The organism is Bacillus sp. ME78, from assembly GCF_903970865.1.
GTDB classification, from domain to species: domain Bacteria; phylum Bacillota; class Bacilli; order Bacillales; family Bacillaceae_G; genus Bacillus_A; species Bacillus_A cereus.
This window is the reverse complement of the sequence record NZ_CAJCKK010000019.1, coordinates 64,139-83,219: the sequence shown is the minus strand read 5'-3', so window position 1 is coordinate 83,219 and position 19,081 is coordinate 64,139. Positions and strand designations below refer to the sequence as shown.

Sequence of the window (19,081 nt, the reverse complement as noted above, 5' to 3'; positions counted from 1 at the left end):
TCTTTCTATATTCTAACCTTTTCTACCGCTTTTATTTGGCGATACTCTGGCTTCCACATTGCTTCTTGCACTGCCATCTTGATATCGTTATCACTTAAGTTCACTCTTGCAACACCTTCTGCAACTGCAACTTTCGCTACTTCAATTGCAACCATTTCTGAGATATTACGTAATTCTTCGACCTCTGGTAAAATAGGTGCTCCTGGCTGACTTGTATCTACCATACTTGCAACTGCTTCAGCAGCCGCTGCGAACATTCCATCCGTCATGACGCTTGCTCGTACTACAATTGTTCCAAGACCAAGCCCTGGGAAAATAAGTGCATTATTTGATTGTCCAATCACATACGTTACACCGTTATATGTAACTGGTTCAAATGGACTTCCTGTTGCAACTAACGCTCTTCCTTCTGTCCACTCGATTAAATCTGCTGGTTTTGCTTCAGCAAGTGGCGTCGGATTCGACATTGGCAAAATGATTGGTCTTTCTACGTGAGAAGCCATTTCTTTAATAATCTCTTCTTTAAATGCGCCCGCCACAGTAGATGTACCAATTAAAATTGTCGGTTGTACATGTTTCACAACTTCAGCAAGTCCGATTACATCATTTTCTTTCCACTCACTTACTTCTGCTTCTTTTCTTGCATATGGAATTTGGAAATCAAGAAGATCTTCCATGTTATCTGTAACTAATCCGTTTCGGTCAATACACCAGAAACGATTATGTGACTCTTCTTCTGATAAGCCAGCACGGACCATTGCATCTCTTACTTGATCTGCGATACCGATTCCAGCTGTACCAGCGCCAAACACAACAACGCGGTGTTCACTCAGTGGTACACCAGAAGCTTTCACTGCCGATAATACTGCCGCAAGTGAAACTGCACCTGTACCTTGAATATCATCATTAAACGTACAAACGTCATGACGGTATTTATCTAAAATTTTTCGTGCGTTACGAGAGCTAAAGTCTTCCCAATGTAAAAGTGCTTTCGGGAATTGTTTGTTTACCGCTTGAACAAATGTATCAATAAATTCATCGTAAGATTCACCTGTTATACGAGGGTGACGATTTCCAATATAAAATGGGTTGTTTAATAGTTCCTCACGGTTTGTACCTACATCTAATATTACCGGTAATACGCGGCTAGGATCGATTCCAACTGCGGCCGTATAAACAGCTAGCTTTCCGATTGCAATGTTAATACCACCAACGCCCCAGTCACCAATTCCTAATATGCCTTCTCCATCTGTTACAACGACTAAATCAATGTTCTCAGCTGTTGCACCAATATTGGTGAATGCTTCTTCAATACCTGATGGATCGTTAATCGATAAATAAACACCACGTGGTTTACGATATTCATGACTATATCTTTGAATTGCTACACCGACAGTTGGTGTATATACAATCGGTAACATTTCACGTAAATGATCTGTTAATATACGATAAAATAATACTTCATTTCGATCATGTAACGCAGTTAAGTATACATTCTTTAATAAATCATCCGGCTGAGAACTAAATTGTTCGTATGCTCGGCGTGCCTGTTCTTCTAACGTTAAAACCGCTGGCGGTAATAACCCTTTTAAACCTAACTCTTCTCTTTCATTTTGTGTGAAAGCTACCCCTTTATTTAAAAGTGGTGTTGATAATACTTCTGCTCCTCTTAATGTTGTTTCTAATGCACCATTAGAAGCTACTGTAAACTTGCTCATAACATCCCTACCTCTATTCATATATAGCATTTCTATATTGTAAACAAAAAAGAGGGGCTTGTCCCCCCTCTTCTTTTAATTTTTCTTTAAAAGAGTTGCTCCTGCAATCCCTGGGTGCGTCATTTCGAATGGATCTAGAATTAACTCTAAGTCTTCTTGTGACAGTACACCATTTTTCACACAAAGTTCTCGAACGGATTGCCCTGTCGCGATTGCTTCTTTCGCAACGCGAGCTGCAGCTTCATAACCGATATGAGGGTTCACGGCTGTAATAATTCCTACACTTTTCTCAACATACTCTTTTAAGCGATCTTCATTCGCTTCAATTCCTTTTAAGCAATTATCTGTAAAGGCACGGAAACCGTTATTCATAATGCTAATTGATTGCAGTAAGTTGAAAACAAGTACTGGTTCCATAACGTTTAATTCTAATTGTCCTGCTTCTGAAGCAAGGCAAATTGTATGGTCATTACCAATTACTTGGAACGCAATTTGGTTAATAACTTCTGGCATAACAGGATTTACTTTCCCTGGCATAATAGATGAACCTGGCTGACGAGCTGGTAACATAATTTCTGCTAAACCAACACGTGGACCTGATGCCATTAAGCGAAGGTCATTCGCAATTTTAGACATATTCATCATACATACTTTCAGTGCTGCAGATACTTCTGTGTATGCATCAGTATTTTGCGTTGCATCTACTAAGTCTTCTGCACCAACTAGTGGTAGTTCACTAATTGCAGCTAAATGTTTTACAACTGCTTCAATATATTCTGGATCTGCATTTAAGCCTGTACCAACTGCAGTTGCCCCCATATTTACTTCATATAAATGTTGACGCGATTGTTGAATTCGTTTCATATCACGTTCAAGTACGCGAGAGTATGCTTTAAACTCTTGTCCAAGACGAATTGGCACAGCATCTTGTAAATGTGTACGACCCATTTTAATAACATGGTCAAATTGTTCTGCTTTTAATTCAAATACATCATGCATATAACCCATCGTTTGTAATAAGCCTTCTAATGCATTTAACGTTGCGATATGAATCGCCGTTGGGAATGCATCGTTTGTTGATTGCGCCATATTTACATGACTATTTGGACTAATATAGTGATAGTCTCCCTTTTCCATTCCTAATAATTCAAGAGCACGATTGGCAATGACTTCATTTGCATTCATGTTCATTGAAGTACCTGCTCCGCCTTGAATTGGATCTACGATGAAATGATCATGCCATTTTCCATCAAGAATTTCTTGAGCAGCTTCTGCGATCACGCCACCCTTGTTCAATTCCAATCTTCCTACATCTGTATTCGCAAGTGCTGCTGCTTTTTTTACAATTGCGAATGCTCTAATTAAACCTTCATGGATTTTGTATCCTGTAATTGGGAAGTTTTCAACTGCACGCATTGTTTGTACGCCATAGTATGCATAGTTTGGTACTTCTTTTTCACCTAAAAAATCTTTTTCAATTCGAACACCATTTTTAACTTCAGTTAATGTTGCCATGATTATTCACTCCTTAACGATTTCTTATGCTGCTTTTGTTTCTTTGACTGTTTCTACATATTGTTTTGCTTTCTCATTATCGAATTCGCCTTCCCACTTCGACATAACAATGGCCGCTAATGCATTTCCTAATACATTGACAGATGAGCGAATCATATCTAAAATGCGGTCAATTCCCGCAATTAACGCGATACCTTCTAGTGGTAGCCCCATTGAACCTAACGTTGCTAATACAACAACGAACGATGCACCTGGAACTCCCGCCATACCTTTGGATGTTAACATGAGAACGAATAATAACGTTATTTGCTCCGTTAGTGACATGTGCACACCGTACATTTGGGCAACAAACAATGCCGCTAACGCTTGATAAATAGCCGATCCAGTCAAGTTAAATGTATAACCTGTCGGAATTACGAAAGAGGCAACTGCCTTTGGACAACCGAACTCTTCCATTTTTCTCATTATATTAGGTAAAACAGCTTCTGAACTTGCTGTCGTAAACGAAAGAATCAGTTCTTCTTTTAAAATTTTTATTAATGTAAAAATGTTTACTCCAACCATTCGTGCATTAATACCTAATACAATCACAACGAATAGTATAACAGTTACGTATACAGCTAGCACTAGTTTTCCTAGCGGAAGTAATGTTGCTACACCAAATTTTGCAACTGTAACGGCAATTAATGCGAATACACCAAATGGTGCAAATTTCATAACTTGATTTGTAACCCAAAACATTGCTTCGAGTACGCCTTCAAAGAAGTTAAAAACAGGCTTTCCTTTTTCCCCAATTGCCGCAACTCCTAAGCCGAATAATACTGAGAAGAATATAATCGGTAATAGGTCACCTTGTGCAATCGATTCAAATACGTTTTTTGGTACAATGTGAACAATTGTCTCAGCAAAACCTTTCTTCTCCGTTGCATCTGCTGTTTGTTTATAAGAAGAAATATCACTTTGCTGTAAATTACTCATATCAACACCAGTACCTGGTTGGAATATATTCGCTGCAAGTAATCCCATTAAAATAGCAATCGTCGTAATAATTTCGAAATAAAGAATTGTCTTACCGCCCAGTTTCCCAAGCTTTTTCATATCTCCTACACCAGCTACCGCAACAATTAATGCTGAAATAACAATTGGTACTACAATCATCTTAATTAAGTGAATAAATATATCCCCAATTGGTGTGATATAAGAAATCGCCGTTTTATTGCCATAAAAGAATGCCCCTACTACAATCCCTAAAACAAGCGCGACAAAAATTTGTGTTGCCAATCCGAATTTTTTCATTTATGTTCATCCCCTTCATGCGAACGCTTTCAATTTGAATTTATAAAAGCTACTCACACATCTTATAAGCGAACCTACAAAATCATACAAAAACCTACAAGTTCGTCACAAAAAATTCAAATATTTTTCTTCTTTTTTTCATTGACACCATTTTGTTAAAAAACGATAAAATAAACTTGATAAGCAATCAGATTATTTCGTATAATCAAAAAGATATATACTTACAACAAATCAAAAGGAAAAGGAGTGGATGTTATGAAAAACTATACAAAGCAATTCGTCCTATCTTCTTCTTTTCTTTTTCATTTTCTTAAAAAGGAACAAAGGCATTCGCCTTTGTTCCTTTTTTATTGCAATCTATATAGGGGGAATTGTTATGAGACCATATAAACGTGTCTTAATTAAATTAAGCGGCGGTGCACTTGCCGATCAAACTGGAAATAGCTTTAACTCCAAACGATTAGAACATATCGCAAACGAAATTTTATCCATTGTTGATTTAGGTATCGAAGTATCCATCGTCATCGGTGGCGGTAACATTTTTAGGGGGCATCTAGCTGAAGAATGGGGCATCGATCGCGTAGAAGCTGATAATATCGGTACACTAGGTACAATCATTAACAGCTTAATGCTTCGCGGTGTTTTAACAAGTAAAACAAATAGAGAAGTACGCGTTATGACTTCCATTCCATTTAATGCAGTAGCTGAACCATACATTCGCTTGCGTGCAGTCCACCATTTAGATAACGGTTATATCGTTATCTTTGGAGGCGGAAACGGCCAACCGTTCGTGACAACAGATTATCCAAGTGTACAAAGAGCCATCGAGATGAATAGTGATGCCATATTAGTCGCAAAACAAGGGGTCGATGGCGTCTTTACAAGTGATCCAAAGCATAATAAATCAGCAAAAATGTACAGCAAACTAAACTATAATGATGTCGTTAGACAAAATATACAAGTCATGGATCAAGCGGCATTACTGCTTGCCCGGGACTACAATTTACCAGCACACGTCTTTAACTTTGATGAGCCTGGTGTCATGAAGAAAATATGTTTAGGCGAACATGTGGGGACGTTGATCAATGATGATGTTACGATGCTGGTGCATGAAAAATAATAATTCCCCACCAAAAAGGGTGCCTTTTGTAGGCACCCTTTCCTAATTCATCATCACAAATAGAAGTCAACCAATCCCGCCACTTTCTCCTTACAACGCTCCCAAAAAGATAACTTTTCAAAAAACTCTTTCGTCATTTCTTTCGAATCATGAAAATCCTCTGTTAACGCCTTATTAACTTGTCCTACAATAGGACCACCATAAATATAAAAATTCATTTCATCATTTATATTGAAGCTACGCGAAGTAAAGTTTGTTGTACCAATAACGGTTAATTCATTATCAATAAGCATTAATTTACCATGGAACATTCCTTTTTTATAACCATATACAGTAATCCCATTATTAACAGCTTGACGTATGTATGGATACGCCGCTTCTTTTATAAGAGGTAGATCCGGTTTATATGACCAAAGTATTTTTACTGTAACACCACGCTTTTGCGCCGCGATTAAAGCATTCATAGATTCTTTATTTTTCGCTATAAAATACGGTGTTGCAATTACAATGGAGTGCTGAGCTTGTTTTATGAGCTCTATATATTTTTCAGCAACGTAATGCCCATTGTAACTAGTCATAGTATGTAATGTAGTCCCTTTACTAGCTTTATTCGTACTTCTCTTTATCTCTTCTTTCGTATCTCGTTTCCAATCTAAAGCGAATTGCTGTTCTAAATCTTTTGCTCCTTCTCCTTTAAGCCGCACATGATAATCACGCCAATATCCAAATCGCTTATCTTTCCCTAAGTACTCATCTCCTATATTAAATCCGCCTGTATAGCCAATTTCTCCATCAATCGTCGTAATACGGCGATGATTACGATGGTGAAGTGAATAAAATCCGAATGGTAATGTAGGTTTTCTACTATATGTAAAATGTACACCACTTTCCCGCAATTCATTTATCACCTTTCTTTCAAATGATAAATCATTAATGCGATCAACTGATAAATAGACGTTTAATCCTTCTTTTGCCTTCTCTTTTAATAAGTTTAAAAAAGTATGGCTACTTTTATCATCCGACAAAATGAAGAAATAAGTGTAGATGGAGCTTTTCGCTTCTCTTATATCAGTAAATAATTGTTTATAAAAAGGCTTCCCTTCTACATATAATTGAAAGTCACTATAATGAGGCGCATACTCTGTCGGCATGTTTTTCCCAGCTTCCATTTTCCTACCTAAGGTAACATCGATATGCATCCATATTAAAATAAAAACGAAAATAGCAATAACAATAGAAGTAACTCGCAATATTTTTTTAATCATTTTGATTTCCTTCCGATCATTTTCTTTCCACCTTTCTATTTTGTCATTCAAGTTTAGATTTCATGCTTCATACAAAAAAGGATGTGACTTAACGTCACATCCTTTTCACATTAAACAAAATTCCTCGCATCATTATTTCTTCCAAACTTATAAATCGCAATTAAGAAGAATGCAATCGCGAAAGCGAATAAAATTAAAATATTTAAATACAACTCAGAGAATGGAATTCCTTGCTGTAGTTTCGATACTGTGTCTAACAACCAGCGCTGCGGAAGAAAATTAGCTACTTTTTGTACTGCACTTGGCATAATGTCATATGGGAAATAACATCCAGCAAGTAAGCATGTTGGTACAATGACCATATTTTGCATCGCATTTGCCGATGCTGAGTTTTTCGAAAAAGCTACAAGGACTAATGATATTCCAATTGCGATTAATGCAAATAGCATTAGTACGCCCATCATCACTATAAAAGGCATATTGATATTCGTATGAAAAACATTCGTTAGGAATAGGATTGTAATCAAAATTTGTACTGTTAGTATTATCATATTTACTCCGACATTAGATAATATAAACTTCTTCCCATCTATCGGCGTTGATAATAGTCTAAAGTACGTTCTATTCTCTTTTTCTTTTAAAATATGACCTGATAGGTTCGCTGCTGAAAACAGCATAAACATAATAAGGTAACCCATCGTTTGATTTGTCATATCTTTATTTTTCGAAGTATCTTCTAGCGTCTCCGTTTTCATTTTAAATGAACTTTTTTGATACCCTGCGTACATATTGTCGAATGTACTTTGATCTGTTCCTGCTACTTTACTAATAGCTGCTATATTATCAATATAATTATATAAATATGATTTTATAAATCCTGTTACTTGATCACCTTTAATCGATGAAATTTCAATATGCTCTGGTTTCCCTTCTCGAACACTTTTTGAAAAACCAGAATCTAATGTAATAACTCCATCAAGTTTTTTGGAAGTGAGTTTATCTTCTACTTCAGACTCCTTAACCTTACTCACATTCACATGATTTAATCCTTCTAAAAACTTTATCGTATCATTTGCTATTGGCTCATTTTCTTTATTTACAATCCCGATATTTAACGTTCCTTGCCCTGCATTTCCGTATATCGAGAAGGAAATGAGCGTCCCTATTATCGGCAAGCTAATTATAATGAGTAAACTTTTTTTATTTTTCAAAAGCACAGATAACGTTTTTTGTATGAGCCATAAAATATCCTTCATACTATAGCCCCTCCCGTCTACGTAATGCAATAATTGCAATTAATAAAAAGAGTGCTGAAATTCCAATGTTTAAAGAAATGACTGGTAGTGCTGCCCCTACATCATTTGCATAAATAATTTTCATAACAGCTGTATTTGCCCAAGTTAATGGTGATAAGTTCGTAACGAAATTTTCTTCTACTACGAAATATGCACCTCCAAAAATAGAAGCTAATTGCACAACAACCATAATAATTGCCCTAGACGCTTCAGCTGTTTTCGTAATATATCCGATTCCTAAACCGAAGCTAATTGCTAGAAAGACTTGTGTTAATAAAATAAGAAATATGATTCCAAGATGGTCGCCCCAATTCGCTTGAAAAACAAATTTACTAAATAACATGACGAGTAATATGCACAGGGCATTTGCTACTAGGCTACCAAGTACTTTTCCAATGAATATTTCAGCTTTACTTATAGGTGCAGCAATGAGACGATCTCCTGTTTTACGTATTCGTTCTCCTCGAATTAAAGAACTCGCTCCCATCGCAGCATATAGTGCAATCATCGTTGTCATTACAACCGCATAGTAATCCATAGAACCTGGTTTTTTCGCAGCTTGTAAAGATGTTTCTTTTATATAATCATTATGATTTCCGTTTGAAATAACCGTACTAACCTTAGTAGGATCTACTTTTGCAACTTCGACCGCTACATTGTACTTATCAACAAATGTTGTAAGCATTCCTTCCACAATACTTCCCTCAATACTACTTTTGTCACTTCCATAAAATTTTGCACCATCTTTATTTAACTCTACATAAGCGGCATATTTATTTTGCTTCACTTCTTCTTTCCCATCTATACTGCCGGAAGCTTTTTTAAAATGAATACCTGATTTATCCACTTCTTTCGTAAATGCTTCAAATGATTGAGAAAACGTGCTACTCGCTTCATCTTTATATAGCACTTGTATATCTTTAATCGAATGACTATCACTATTAAATGCGTTGGTTAACGCTGTTCCTAACACAAGCATAAGCACAATCGGAAATGCTAACATAAAAACTAAAGTCCTTACGTCTCTGAAATCTCTTTTAATATGCATAATTGCAATATTGAAGATGTTCAATTGATGAACCTCCCTTTACCTTTTCTTCATTTACTTTTTATTTATCTCGTAAGTTTCTTCCCGTCAATGTAAGAAATACTGTTTCTAAGTTGGGAGCCTGCTCCTCTAATGAACGAATTTCAATATCATGATTGATACAGTGTTGAATGATTTTATTTAAATTATTTAATCCCGCATCAGAATTCACTTTAATTACGTTTTCTTCAATTTGAACTGCTTTCACACCGTTGATCTCTTTTAACTTTTCTACATCTAAATTTTCTACTGACTTCACTTCAATCCAAATATCTTTCGTATCTGTAATAATCGCTTTTAACTGTTCTTTCGTACCTTCTGCAATCACTTTACCGTGGTCGACAATTGCGATTTTCGTACAAATCTCTTCTACTTCTTCCATGTAGTGGCTCGTGTAAATAATAGTGCTTCCCATTTCATTTAACTTCCGGACAGACTGAAGAATATAGTTTCTTGACTGCGGATCAATTCCAACTGTCGGTTCATCCATAATAATTAACTTCGGTCTATGTGCAATTGCACAAGCGATATTCAATCTTCGCTTCATCCCGCCAGAAAAGTTTTTCGGATAACTTTTCTGTTTATCACTAAGTCCTACAAATTGAAGTGCTTCCTCTACTCTCACTCTTAGTTCGGCCCCTCTTAATCCGTACAATCCAGCAAAGAACTTCACATTTTCATAAGCAGTTAACTCTTCATAAATCGCAATATCTTGCGGAACAATACCAATATTCATCTTTGCAAATCGATTATGTTTCTTTATATTTTTTCCTAGTATGCTAATTTCGCCTTCATTACTTCTTAACAAACCAGCAATCATATTAATTGTCGTACTCTTACCAGCACCATTCGATCCTAAAAAGCCAAATATTTCTCCTTCTTTAATAGATAAAGACATATTATCAACTGCGATGAAATCACCAAATTTTTTCGTTAAATTTTTAATTTCTAATGTATTCATCATTTCACCCCTATTTCGGTTTCTCTGCTGTTATTATAAACAAAAAGAATGAACCTGCTCAGTGCAGAAGTTCATTCTTTTCACATGAGAATATTCACTTTTTTCATATGAGATGATTCATCTTCGTCCCATTCTCTTATATCGGAAACAACATTGTCACTGAAAAACCACTTGTTCCATCTACAATAATTTTGCCGTTTACTGATGCTGTTCGCTCCTCCATCCCCATAATACCGAGACCTTTCTTAACAAGAGCTGCGCCTTTCCCGTTATCCTTCACTTGCACCTTAACCATCTTGTTAAGCACATGAATATCTATAGAAATAACTGTCGCATCAGCATATTTCATTGCATTTGTTAGTGCTTCTGTAACATTCTCACCGATAATTTTCCACTGAATGGGAGAAATCATATCTAAGTTCCCCTTGTATACAAAAGGAATATTCACATCATTCTTACCGGCAAATTCCTCTATGAATAATTTCATACGATGAATACCAATTTGCTCAGTTGGTGGCTTCATATTTTTTAATGTAATGCGAATACTTTCAATTCCATCTTTTGAAATGTGAATTGCATTTTGTAATAACTCCGCAGATTTTTCTTTATCTATTTCCATTAACCTTTTTGCTGCTTCCATTTGAATAAGTGCACCCGTCATCGAGTGACCAATTTTATCATGAATTTCTTGCGATAACCGATTTCTCTCTTCTAGCTTAAATGTGTATTCAGATTGTCTTATGTACTCTTTATTTTCATGTAAACTTTTCGTAAGTCGTTGCATATCTTTTCGCATTTTATCATTTTGCGATTCAAGCTTTACTACACGCGATATATATCGATCTGCCATAGTTAAAACGAGAAAAGTAAATGCAACAATTAATCCATAAGTCATTCGAATACTTTCATCTGCAATCGTAATTGGGAGCATCATAATGACAAAGCGTGGCCAATTCTTTTCTATGTAATGGAATGTAATTTCGTATAAGTTCAAAGGTAAAAACAAAATAAAAAATGGATGAACCCTCCATATAAATAACATAACTACGCCAATGGACATACAGATTAATATTTTTTTATACGTATCTTTTTTAAATATAGAAATCATTACGTTTACAGAGAGGTAAATAAGTAAAGTAAATATAACCCATGGTAAATTTGCTACATTTACGTAAATATAACTAAACACAATATATAAAAAGACAATTAATTTACTTACAGTTAACCAAAATTCCATATCATTAATCTACTTTCCCTGTTAAGTAATAAATCGCAATTTGTGTGCGATGTTCAAGTTCAGTTTTCCCTAAAACTGACGTAATATAATTTGCAATTGTTCCCTCAGATATAAAAAGCTGTTTCGAAATTTCTTTATTTGAGAAACCTTTTGCAATTAATGCGATAATACTAAGCTCCCTTTCTGTGAAAAGGCTCTTATCAATTTTACATTCTTCCTCTTTACTTTCCATTAAATTAGACTTAATTTTATCAAGAACAACATCTTGCATAACAGTTTGACCGTTATAAACCCCTTTTATCGCATCACGAATACGCTCCGGATCGTTATTTTTTAATAAATAACCTTTCGCTCCGTTTTTTACTGCATCCAAAATATATTCATCATCATCAAACGTCGTTAAAATAAGCGGTTTTGTTTTCGTCTCTTCACAAATGAACTTCGTCGCCTCTACCCCGTTCATATTTGGCATGCGAACATCTAATAGAGCGATATCAACATCGTTCTTTTTGCAATACTCCACTGCTTCTTTTCCATCATTTACTGTATCTACAACTTCAAACTCTTCATATGTATTTAAAATAATTTTCATGCCTTCTCTAATAAAAGAGTTATCATCCGCTATTAATATTTTAATTTTCATGTTTGTTAGTATGGCCCTTCCCCTACTAACATTCACATCCTTTCTTCCCGTAACATTTCCTACTTGCTCATTATATACTTCTCTTTACCATTTTTTCACACCTTTTTTCATCTAGCACTCCTGCAAAAAATATATTATTCTTTTTTTACAAAATGTGTAGGGTGACTTATCATTCTTTACGTCTATATAATAGAATGCGTCAAAAAGGAGGGAGAGACCGATTGAGGAAAAACAATTAATTGAAAAAGCACAGCAAGGAAGCGAGCATGCTTTTCGTATCCTTGTACAAACATATCGTCATTATATTTTTCAAGTTATCTTTTCTATTTTAAGACATGAAGAAGATGCTAAAGATGTTACACAAGAAGTATTCGTAAAAATTCATACCTCTCTCCCAAATTATCAATTTCGCGGATTAAAAACGTGGATGGCACGTATTGCCACCAATCACGCTATTGATTATAAGAGAAAGAAAGCTAGAGAACACGAAGAACTCTCCTTATGTAAAGAAACAGAGGAAAATATAAAATCCTCTCATAACATTGAAGCTTTACTATTGACGAAAGAGCAAAAATTACTTATTGCTCAAAAACTGAGAGAACTTCCGGAAAATTACCGTGACGTTGTTCTCGCGCATTACTTAGAGGAAAAAAGCTATCAAGAAATTGCTTTCCAAGAAAACATCGAAGTGAAAACAGTAGAAATGAAACTGTATCGGGCAAGAAAATGGATAAAAAAACATTGGAAGGAGGAAGAGTTTCTATGATGCATTATTCAAAAGAAGATTGGCGCAATTATACATTAGATTTTATAGAAAACAATGAACGTAAATCTATGGAAGAACACCTTTATGAATGTGATCATTGTTTAGCACTTTATATGGAAAATATTGATGAACAACATGAAAACCTTCCAATGATAAATGATGATTCATTTACGAACGAAGTTATGACGCAAATTAATTTTGAAACGCTACAACCTAATGAAAATATAAAAACAAACTCACTAAAACGCACAATTATTCACTACATAATTGCGACTGCAGCTACAATTATTTTTATGGTAAGTGGTTTATTCCAATATATTTTTACAGCGACATCAAATTTCGAGAAATCTTCAAAGCATAACGAGTCTTCTATCTCACAACAAATTGTAAACAAATCGGTAGATACATCAAAAAAGGACGGAGGTTTAAAGCATGAATAAAAACCCCTTTTTAGCACTTGTATTAGGGCTAATTCCTGGGCTTGGACATTTATACTTAAAAAAGCTAGGACGGTTTATTCTATATAGCGGAGGATCTTTATTTCTATTCTCCTTTGCAGTATTTTGTACCATAGTAGTAAGAGGACGTGATATTGCTTTTCTTTCTCTATTTTTACTAGCTGTTCTATGGGTAATTAACTTACTAGATTTAGTTATCACCATTATAAAACAAACGAAAAAACAAGAAGCTGGAGAATTGATAAATTCCTCTAAAGAGAGCGAACGATTTTATATCATTCTCCTATCCATCATCCCTGGACTTGGCCATTTCCAATTAGGACTTATGCAACGTGGACTTACATTTTTAGTAGCTTGCACAGGAATCGGAAGTATGATTATTTTCGTTGCACTTTTAACATCGCAAGAAAGTTTTCTTATCTTCCTTATTACATTACCTGTTTTATGGATTTACAATTTCTTTGATGTTGTTCAGCAACTCCAGAAAAAAGAACGTGGCGAGCAACTAGATGACCGTACTATTTTCGAAGATTTTGAAGAACATCGAGAGCAAGGAAAGAAAAGTAAAACATTTGCTTCTATTTTAGCGATGTTCCCTGGAGCAGGTCATATGTATTTAGGTTTACAACGCCGTGGTCTTCAGCTTATGGCAGCCTTTTTACTATCTATTTATTTACTCGACTTATTAAGACTTTCTGCGTTTTTATTTTTAGTACCAATCATTTGGTTCTATAGCTTTTTTGATGCGTTACAGCAAACAGCAAAATACGGAAAAGAACGAGTACAAGACGAACCCATTATCGATTATTTTATAAATCATCAAAGATGGATCGGTATCGGATTAATTACAATCGGTGGTTATTATTTATTAAATCAAACAGTCCTTCCTATTTTGAATGATTATTTTGTAACTATATTTAATATTCATCTTAGTGAACTATATTATCGCTATTTCCAGACATCTATCGTTGCGCTCCTTTTAATTGGCGGCGGCTTTAAATTGTTACTTGGAAATAAAGAAAACAAAGGTGGGACAAGCGAATGAGGACTTGGCGTGTTGGAACATTCTCAATGGGGCTTTCTATTATATCGTTAGGATGCTTTTTACTATTTTCAGTCGTAAAAGGAATTCAAGTATTAGATACACTAACTGCATGGTGGCCAGTTTTACTTATCATACTTGGAGCTGAAGTTTTACTATACCTTCTATTTTCTAAGAAGGAACAATCATTTATTAAATATGATATTTTTAGTATTTTCTTTATCGGTGTTTTAGGAAGCGTCGGAATTGCTTTTTACTGTTTATTATCAACTGGATTACTAGAAGAAGTTCGTCACTCTATTAACACAACGAGGCAAACGAGTAATATTCCAGACGGACAATTTGATATACCTGAATCTATCAAAAAAATCGTAGTAGATGCAGGTCATCAGCCTCTAACGATAGAGGGAAATAATACAAATCAAATTCACCTTTTGGGAACTTATGAAATGACGACGAAAGCAAATAAAAAACTCAATTTAAAACGAGATGATTTCCTTTCAGTTCAAACGGCTGGAGAAACGATGTATATCACTTTAAAATCATTACCTGTTCAGCATACGTTATTTAATTCAGCACCACAGGTGAAACCAACGCTTGTTCTTCCGCAAAATAAAAATGTGGAAATCCGTGCTTCAAATAACGAACTATCTCTTTATCCAGGTCAATTACAAACTAATTGGTTTGTACAGGAAAGCTCAAGAGTATCTGTCCATCTTGCAAAAGAGAGTGATGTATCTTTAACAGCAGTAACAAATCAAAAAGAAACACATGGAAGCACACCTTGGGAACAAGTAGAAGATTTAACGAAAAAAGAAAATACTTCTCCAGAAGAACATCCAGAATTAAACAACCAAGAACATTGGTATAAAAATTCGATTAAAACTGGAAATGGCACGTACAAGTTAAATATTGAGAAAGCTTATAATTTGAATATGAGTGTTCTCGAAAAATAAAAAACCTTCCGCAATTGCGGAAGGTTTTTCTCATATAATCGCTTTAATTCCTTCTAACACTAATCCAATCATAAATCCGCAAACCGCCCCGTTCACTCGGATCCACTGCAAATCTTTACCGACATTATTTTCAATCATTTCGATTAACGTTTTATCATCTAACTTATCAAGATTTTCTTGTACAAGCTTACCGATTTTCGAATGGTTTTTTTCCACAAGTGTAACAACTTGCTTTTGTAACCACTCCTCTATTTTTTGAACAGTTTGTTCATCTTCTTTTATTTTGTTCATTTGTTTTTGTAAAAATGGAATAACATATTTATCAGCAAATTCTTCATTATTTACAAAAGCAACTGCTCTTTGTTGTACTTGCTCTAGCATCTCTTTTATTTTGTCAGTAGCATTCCAATTCGCAATCCACTTTTCTTTCCAATTTTCTAATTCCTGTAATAAGGCTTCATTTTCTTTTACATTGATAATTTCTTGACGAATCTTCGCTAATATAAGTTGTCTTGTGCTATTATCAGCCTCTTGTAAGCTGTTAATATTACTAATGATAAACTTCTGCAAAATGCCGCCAATTTTATCTTCATCTACAATATTCATAAATGATTTCAAAGTAAACTGCAAGAATCCATCTACTTTTATATTTTCCATCGCCTTCAGACCTAAGCTACCGAGCTGGTAACGAGCTTCATCTTGCGCTGTCCAATCTTTTACCTTCACTAATATGTAATCAAGTGTCTTTTCATCATATTCTTGCACAACTAATTGATCAACAAGCACTTGTAAAATGTTACTTGTATTAATTGTATGCACATATGTTTTTAATTCTTTTTCAATAATAACAGCTAACTTTTCTGTATCTATTGTAACAATTGCTTTCTCTGCAATCGTTACAATCCCCTTTTTCACAGCATCAGACTGCATTTCTCTCTCAGCAATTTGCAGTACCATTTGTACTAACTGCATCTCTTTTACTTTATTCGTAATACTTTCTTTCGTCAGCCATTCATTTTCTAACGTATGAATGAGTCCTTTCGTTACCCGTTTACGGTTTTTAGGTAACAAAGCTGTATGCGGAATTGGTATTCCCATCGGATGACGGAATAAAGCTGTAACCGCGAACCAATCCGCAAGTCCACCAACCAATCCAGCTTCAAATCCACCTTGTATAATCTCTCCAGCTACCGTTCCTTGAAAAGGGATAGAAGCCGCAAAGCCGACACCCATAACCCCAAGCGAAATACCCGCTATATATTTAGTCTGTAATGACATCGTATACACATCCTCTTATTATGTAAAATAAAGCTTTTTTGTTGTATTTATTCAATATTAGTTATCCTTTATATATACTATAAAGAACTATTGTGAAAATAACAAAGATTTTTATGTACATGAAAAAATGAGGCTACAACTAGCCTCATTTTTCTTATACCGTTAAATCCAAACCTTTCCTATAATACTCATTCATTACATCTTTTGGAACCATACTTCCACCCGTTCCCCACACAATATGAGTACCTTTTTTCACCTTCTCTGTTACCTGTTGCTTTTGTAAATACTCACCTTCTTTGCATACTTTCACTGGCCCTATCATACCTGCTAGTGCAGAAGGCTCTAAATAAATATTTTCCGTATCAGCTAGTTCTTTTAACAATCTATATAACTCTTCATCGCTTACTGTGTAATTCCCACTCAAAAATGGTTCCATCGTTTTACCGACAAATCCAGATGGCCTTCCTACCGCAAGTCCATCCGCATCTGTTACATTATCAATTCCGATATCTTGAACGGAAATTTTGTCATGAAGGCCTGTCATTAAGCCGAGTAACATACAAGGAGAATGTGTTGGCTCTGCAAAGAAACAATGAACATTATCTTTATACAATAACTTTAAACCGAATGCTACTCCGCCAGGTCCTCCTCCTACTCCGCACGGAAGGTAAACAAATAAAGGATGATCTTCATCTACTACAACCTCTAACTCTTCTAATTGCTTTTGTAATCGTGATGCGGCTACTGCGTATCCTAAAAATAAATCATGTGAGTTTTCATCGTCTACAAAATAACAGCTAGGATCCGCATCCGCTTGTCTTCTTCCTTCTTCTACTGCTTTGCTATAATCATCTTCATATTCAATAACGTTTACACCTTTACTTCTTAATAAATCTTTCTTCCATTTTTTTGCGTCTGCTGACATATGAACAGTTACATTAAAACCTAGATTCGCACTCATAATCCCTATGCTAAGTCCTAAATTCCCTGTAGAACCTACTGCAATTGAATATTCCGAGAAAAACTCTCTACATGTATCACTATCTAAAACGGAATAATTATCTTCTTCTGTTACCATTCCGTGCTGCAATGCTAGTTGCTCAGCATGTTTCAACACTTCATAAATGCCGCCCCTAGCTTTAATTGATCCTGATATTGGAAGATGACTATCACATTTTAATAATAATTCTCCTAAAATAGGTTGCTCATATTTTCTCTCTAAAGCTTCTTTCATAGAAGGTATTTTCACTAAAGGTGATTCGATTATGCCGTTCGCCCCTTTCGTTTCAGGAAAAACTTTCGCAATATATGGTGCAAAACGCTTTAATCTCTCTTCCGCATCTTTTACATTCTCTTCATTAAGTGGTGAATCTTTTATTGCTGTTTCATACATTTGTATGTTTGGATTTATCCAAAATACTTCTTCTGTTGCAATAAGCTTATTCACTAATGGATATTCTGCTTGTAATGCCCCTATTTCTTTCATTTTGTTTCCTCCTTATATCCTTGTAGCTCACCATACAATAAATTATAATTAAATTAATTTTAATATAGTTTAACACAAATAATCCCATTAAGTTAATTTTAATTTAATTTATTTAAATATAATTTAATAATTATTAAGGAGATTTTCATTATGGAAAATATAGATATTGGTAAAAAAATTGAAAAACAAAGAAAAGAAAAAGGTTTAACTAGTAAAGAACTAGCAAAGATGGCCGATATTACACCATCAATGTTAAGTCAAATTGAGCGCGGGTCCGCTAACCCTTCTATCCAAACATTAAAAGTGCTTGCTAAAGCTCTTGATGTGCCAACATTTAGCTTTTTACTTGAAGATACAAATACAGACGATTTAATTGTACGTTCCCATAAACGAAAGAAAATGATTATTGATAATTTATCATATGAAATGCTTTCACCTGATTTCACTGGAAATTTAGCAACAGCAATTATGACCGTCCCGCCTAATACAGCTTCATCAGAAAATGTGCTAGAACATAAAGGAGAAGAATTAGCATTTGTCTTAGATGGGAAAATCACATTATATTTAAATGAGGAAGAATACGTATTAGAAACTGGCGACAGTGTAAAAATACCTGCTTATTTAAAGCATAAATGGGTGAATCATTTTGAAAAAAACGCGATAGTCTTATTTTCTGTTACTCCGCCGATTTTTTATTAAATAAGAAAGTGAAATTTTTGTTAAAAACTTAACAGTTGGACCCAATCCGAACAATCCTCCTAAAAACATATTTACAAGTAAAACTATCCCTCCCATTGATGCTAACGTATCATGAGTCAGATTCATCCCACCACTACCAGAGGCACTTGTAATATTCACATAAAAATAAGAAATATGTAAAAATTAATTATTTTTTCAGAATTTTGTTGAAAAATATGGTAAAATCACTCTTATACTTCTTCTATTTTGCTATTATAGA

At 34.8% G+C, this 19,081-nt stretch carries 17 protein-coding genes; 6 read left to right on the top strand and 11 right to left on the bottom strand.

The window, feature by feature from the left end:
- Positions 1–5: 5 nt before the first annotated feature.
- From malS to H6481_RS19440, 3 genes are all read right to left on the bottom strand, one after another.
- A complete protein-coding gene (gene malS, locus H6481_RS19450; RefSeq protein ID WP_065486057.1) occupies positions 6–1,718 on the bottom strand; it encodes an oxaloacetate-decarboxylating malate dehydrogenase in 1,713 nt (570 codons plus the stop codon).
- A 75-nt stretch (positions 1,719–1,793) separates the two neighbouring features.
- A complete protein-coding gene (gene aspA / locus H6481_RS19445; protein ID WP_000224200.1) occupies positions 1,794–3,233 on the bottom strand; it encodes an aspartate ammonia-lyase in 1,440 nt (479 codons plus the stop codon).
- Positions 3,234–3,257: 24 nt separating this feature from the next.
- Positions 3,258–4,529, bottom strand: a complete 1,272-nt coding sequence (locus H6481_RS19440) for a cation:dicarboxylase symporter family transporter (protein ID WP_097987200.1) — start codon at positions 4,527–4,529, stop codon at positions 3,258–3,260.
- A gap of 376 nt (positions 4,530–4,905) precedes the next feature.
- On the opposite strand from H6481_RS19440, the gene pyrH reads away from it, so the two are divergent.
- Positions 4,906–5,649: a UMP kinase gene (gene pyrH / locus H6481_RS19435; protein WP_001248059.1), complete on the top strand. Its 744-nt coding sequence runs from the start codon at positions 4,906–4,908 to the stop codon at positions 5,647–5,649.
- Positions 5,650–5,702: 53 nt separating this feature from the next.
- Here pyrH and cls read toward each other — a convergent pair whose 3' ends face one another.
- The 6 genes from cls to H6481_RS19405 all read right to left on the bottom strand — a co-directional run bounded on the left by cls (position 5,703) and on the right by H6481_RS19405 (position 12,137).
- Positions 5,703–6,914, bottom strand: a complete 1,212-nt coding sequence (cls, locus tag H6481_RS19430; protein ID WP_000591938.1) for a cardiolipin synthase — start codon at positions 6,912–6,914, stop codon at positions 5,703–5,705.
- A gap of 110 nt (positions 6,915–7,024) precedes the next feature.
- Positions 7,025–8,170, bottom strand: coding sequence for an ABC transporter permease (locus H6481_RS19425; protein ID WP_000651881.1), 1,146 nt, complete (start codon positions 8,168–8,170; stop codon positions 7,025–7,027).
- A gap of 1 nt (position 8,171) precedes the next feature.
- A complete protein-coding gene (locus tag H6481_RS19420) occupies positions 8,172–9,281 on the bottom strand; it encodes an ABC transporter permease (protein WP_001020156.1) in 1,110 nt (369 codons plus the stop codon).
- Between the two features lie 37 nt (positions 9,282–9,318).
- Positions 9,319–10,257: an ABC transporter ATP-binding protein gene (locus tag H6481_RS19415; protein WP_001093826.1), complete on the bottom strand. Its 939-nt coding sequence runs from the start codon at positions 10,255–10,257 to the stop codon at positions 9,319–9,321.
- 136 nt (positions 10,258–10,393) lie between these two features.
- Positions 10,394–11,494 (bottom strand): sensor histidine kinase, encoded by a 1,101-nt coding sequence (locus H6481_RS19410; protein WP_182812864.1) that lies wholly within the window; start codon positions 11,492–11,494, stop codon positions 10,394–10,396.
- Positions 11,495–11,498: 4 nt separating this feature from the next.
- Complete coding sequence (locus H6481_RS19405) at positions 11,499–12,137, bottom strand: response regulator transcription factor (RefSeq protein ID WP_000694105.1); 639 nt, start codon at positions 12,135–12,137, stop codon at positions 11,499–11,501.
- 220 nt (positions 12,138–12,357) lie between these two features.
- Between H6481_RS19405 and H6481_RS19400 the strand changes: the two genes are divergently transcribed.
- From H6481_RS19400 to exsE, 4 genes are read left to right on the top strand one after another with little or no spacing between them, the layout of a single operon-like run.
- On the top strand, positions 12,358–12,903 hold the full coding sequence (locus H6481_RS19400; RefSeq protein ID WP_306236426.1) for an RNA polymerase sigma factor: 546 nt from the start codon (positions 12,358–12,360) through the stop codon (positions 12,901–12,903).
- Entirely contained in the window at positions 12,900–13,343 is a 444-nt protein-coding gene (locus H6481_RS19395) for a hypothetical protein (protein WP_071730898.1), read from the top strand. Before H6481_RS19400 ends, H6481_RS19395 begins: the two co-directional genes overlap by 4 nt.
- Positions 13,336–14,406 (top strand): hypothetical protein, encoded by a 1,071-nt coding sequence (locus tag H6481_RS19390; protein ID WP_182812862.1) that lies wholly within the window; start codon positions 13,336–13,338, stop codon positions 14,404–14,406. The genes H6481_RS19395 and H6481_RS19390 overlap by 8 nt, the downstream gene beginning before the upstream one ends.
- Entirely contained in the window at positions 14,403–15,359 is a 957-nt protein-coding gene (exsE, locus tag H6481_RS19385; protein WP_182812860.1) for an exosporium protein ExsE, read from the top strand. Before H6481_RS19390 ends, exsE begins: the two co-directional genes overlap by 4 nt.
- Positions 15,360–15,389: 30 nt before the next feature.
- Here exsE and H6481_RS19380 read toward each other — a convergent pair whose 3' ends face one another.
- Both H6481_RS19380 and H6481_RS19375 read right to left on the bottom strand, forming a co-directional pair.
- Positions 15,390–16,637 carry a DUF445 domain-containing protein gene (locus H6481_RS19380; RefSeq protein ID WP_182812858.1) on the bottom strand — a complete coding sequence of 416 codons (1,248 nt, stop codon included), beginning with the start codon at positions 16,635–16,637 and terminating at the stop codon, positions 15,390–15,392.
- Positions 16,638–16,791: 154 nt separating this feature from the next.
- Positions 16,792–18,123: a D-serine ammonia-lyase gene (locus H6481_RS19375; protein WP_098377201.1), complete on the bottom strand. Its 1,332-nt coding sequence runs from the start codon at positions 18,121–18,123 to the stop codon at positions 16,792–16,794.
- 150 nt (positions 18,124–18,273) lie between these two features.
- Here H6481_RS19375 and H6481_RS19370 point away from each other — a divergent pair, with 150 nt between their 5' ends.
- Positions 18,274–18,822, top strand: coding sequence for an XRE family transcriptional regulator (locus tag H6481_RS19370; protein ID WP_182812856.1), 549 nt, complete (start codon positions 18,274–18,276; stop codon positions 18,820–18,822).
- Positions 18,823–19,081 lie beyond the last annotated feature (259 nt).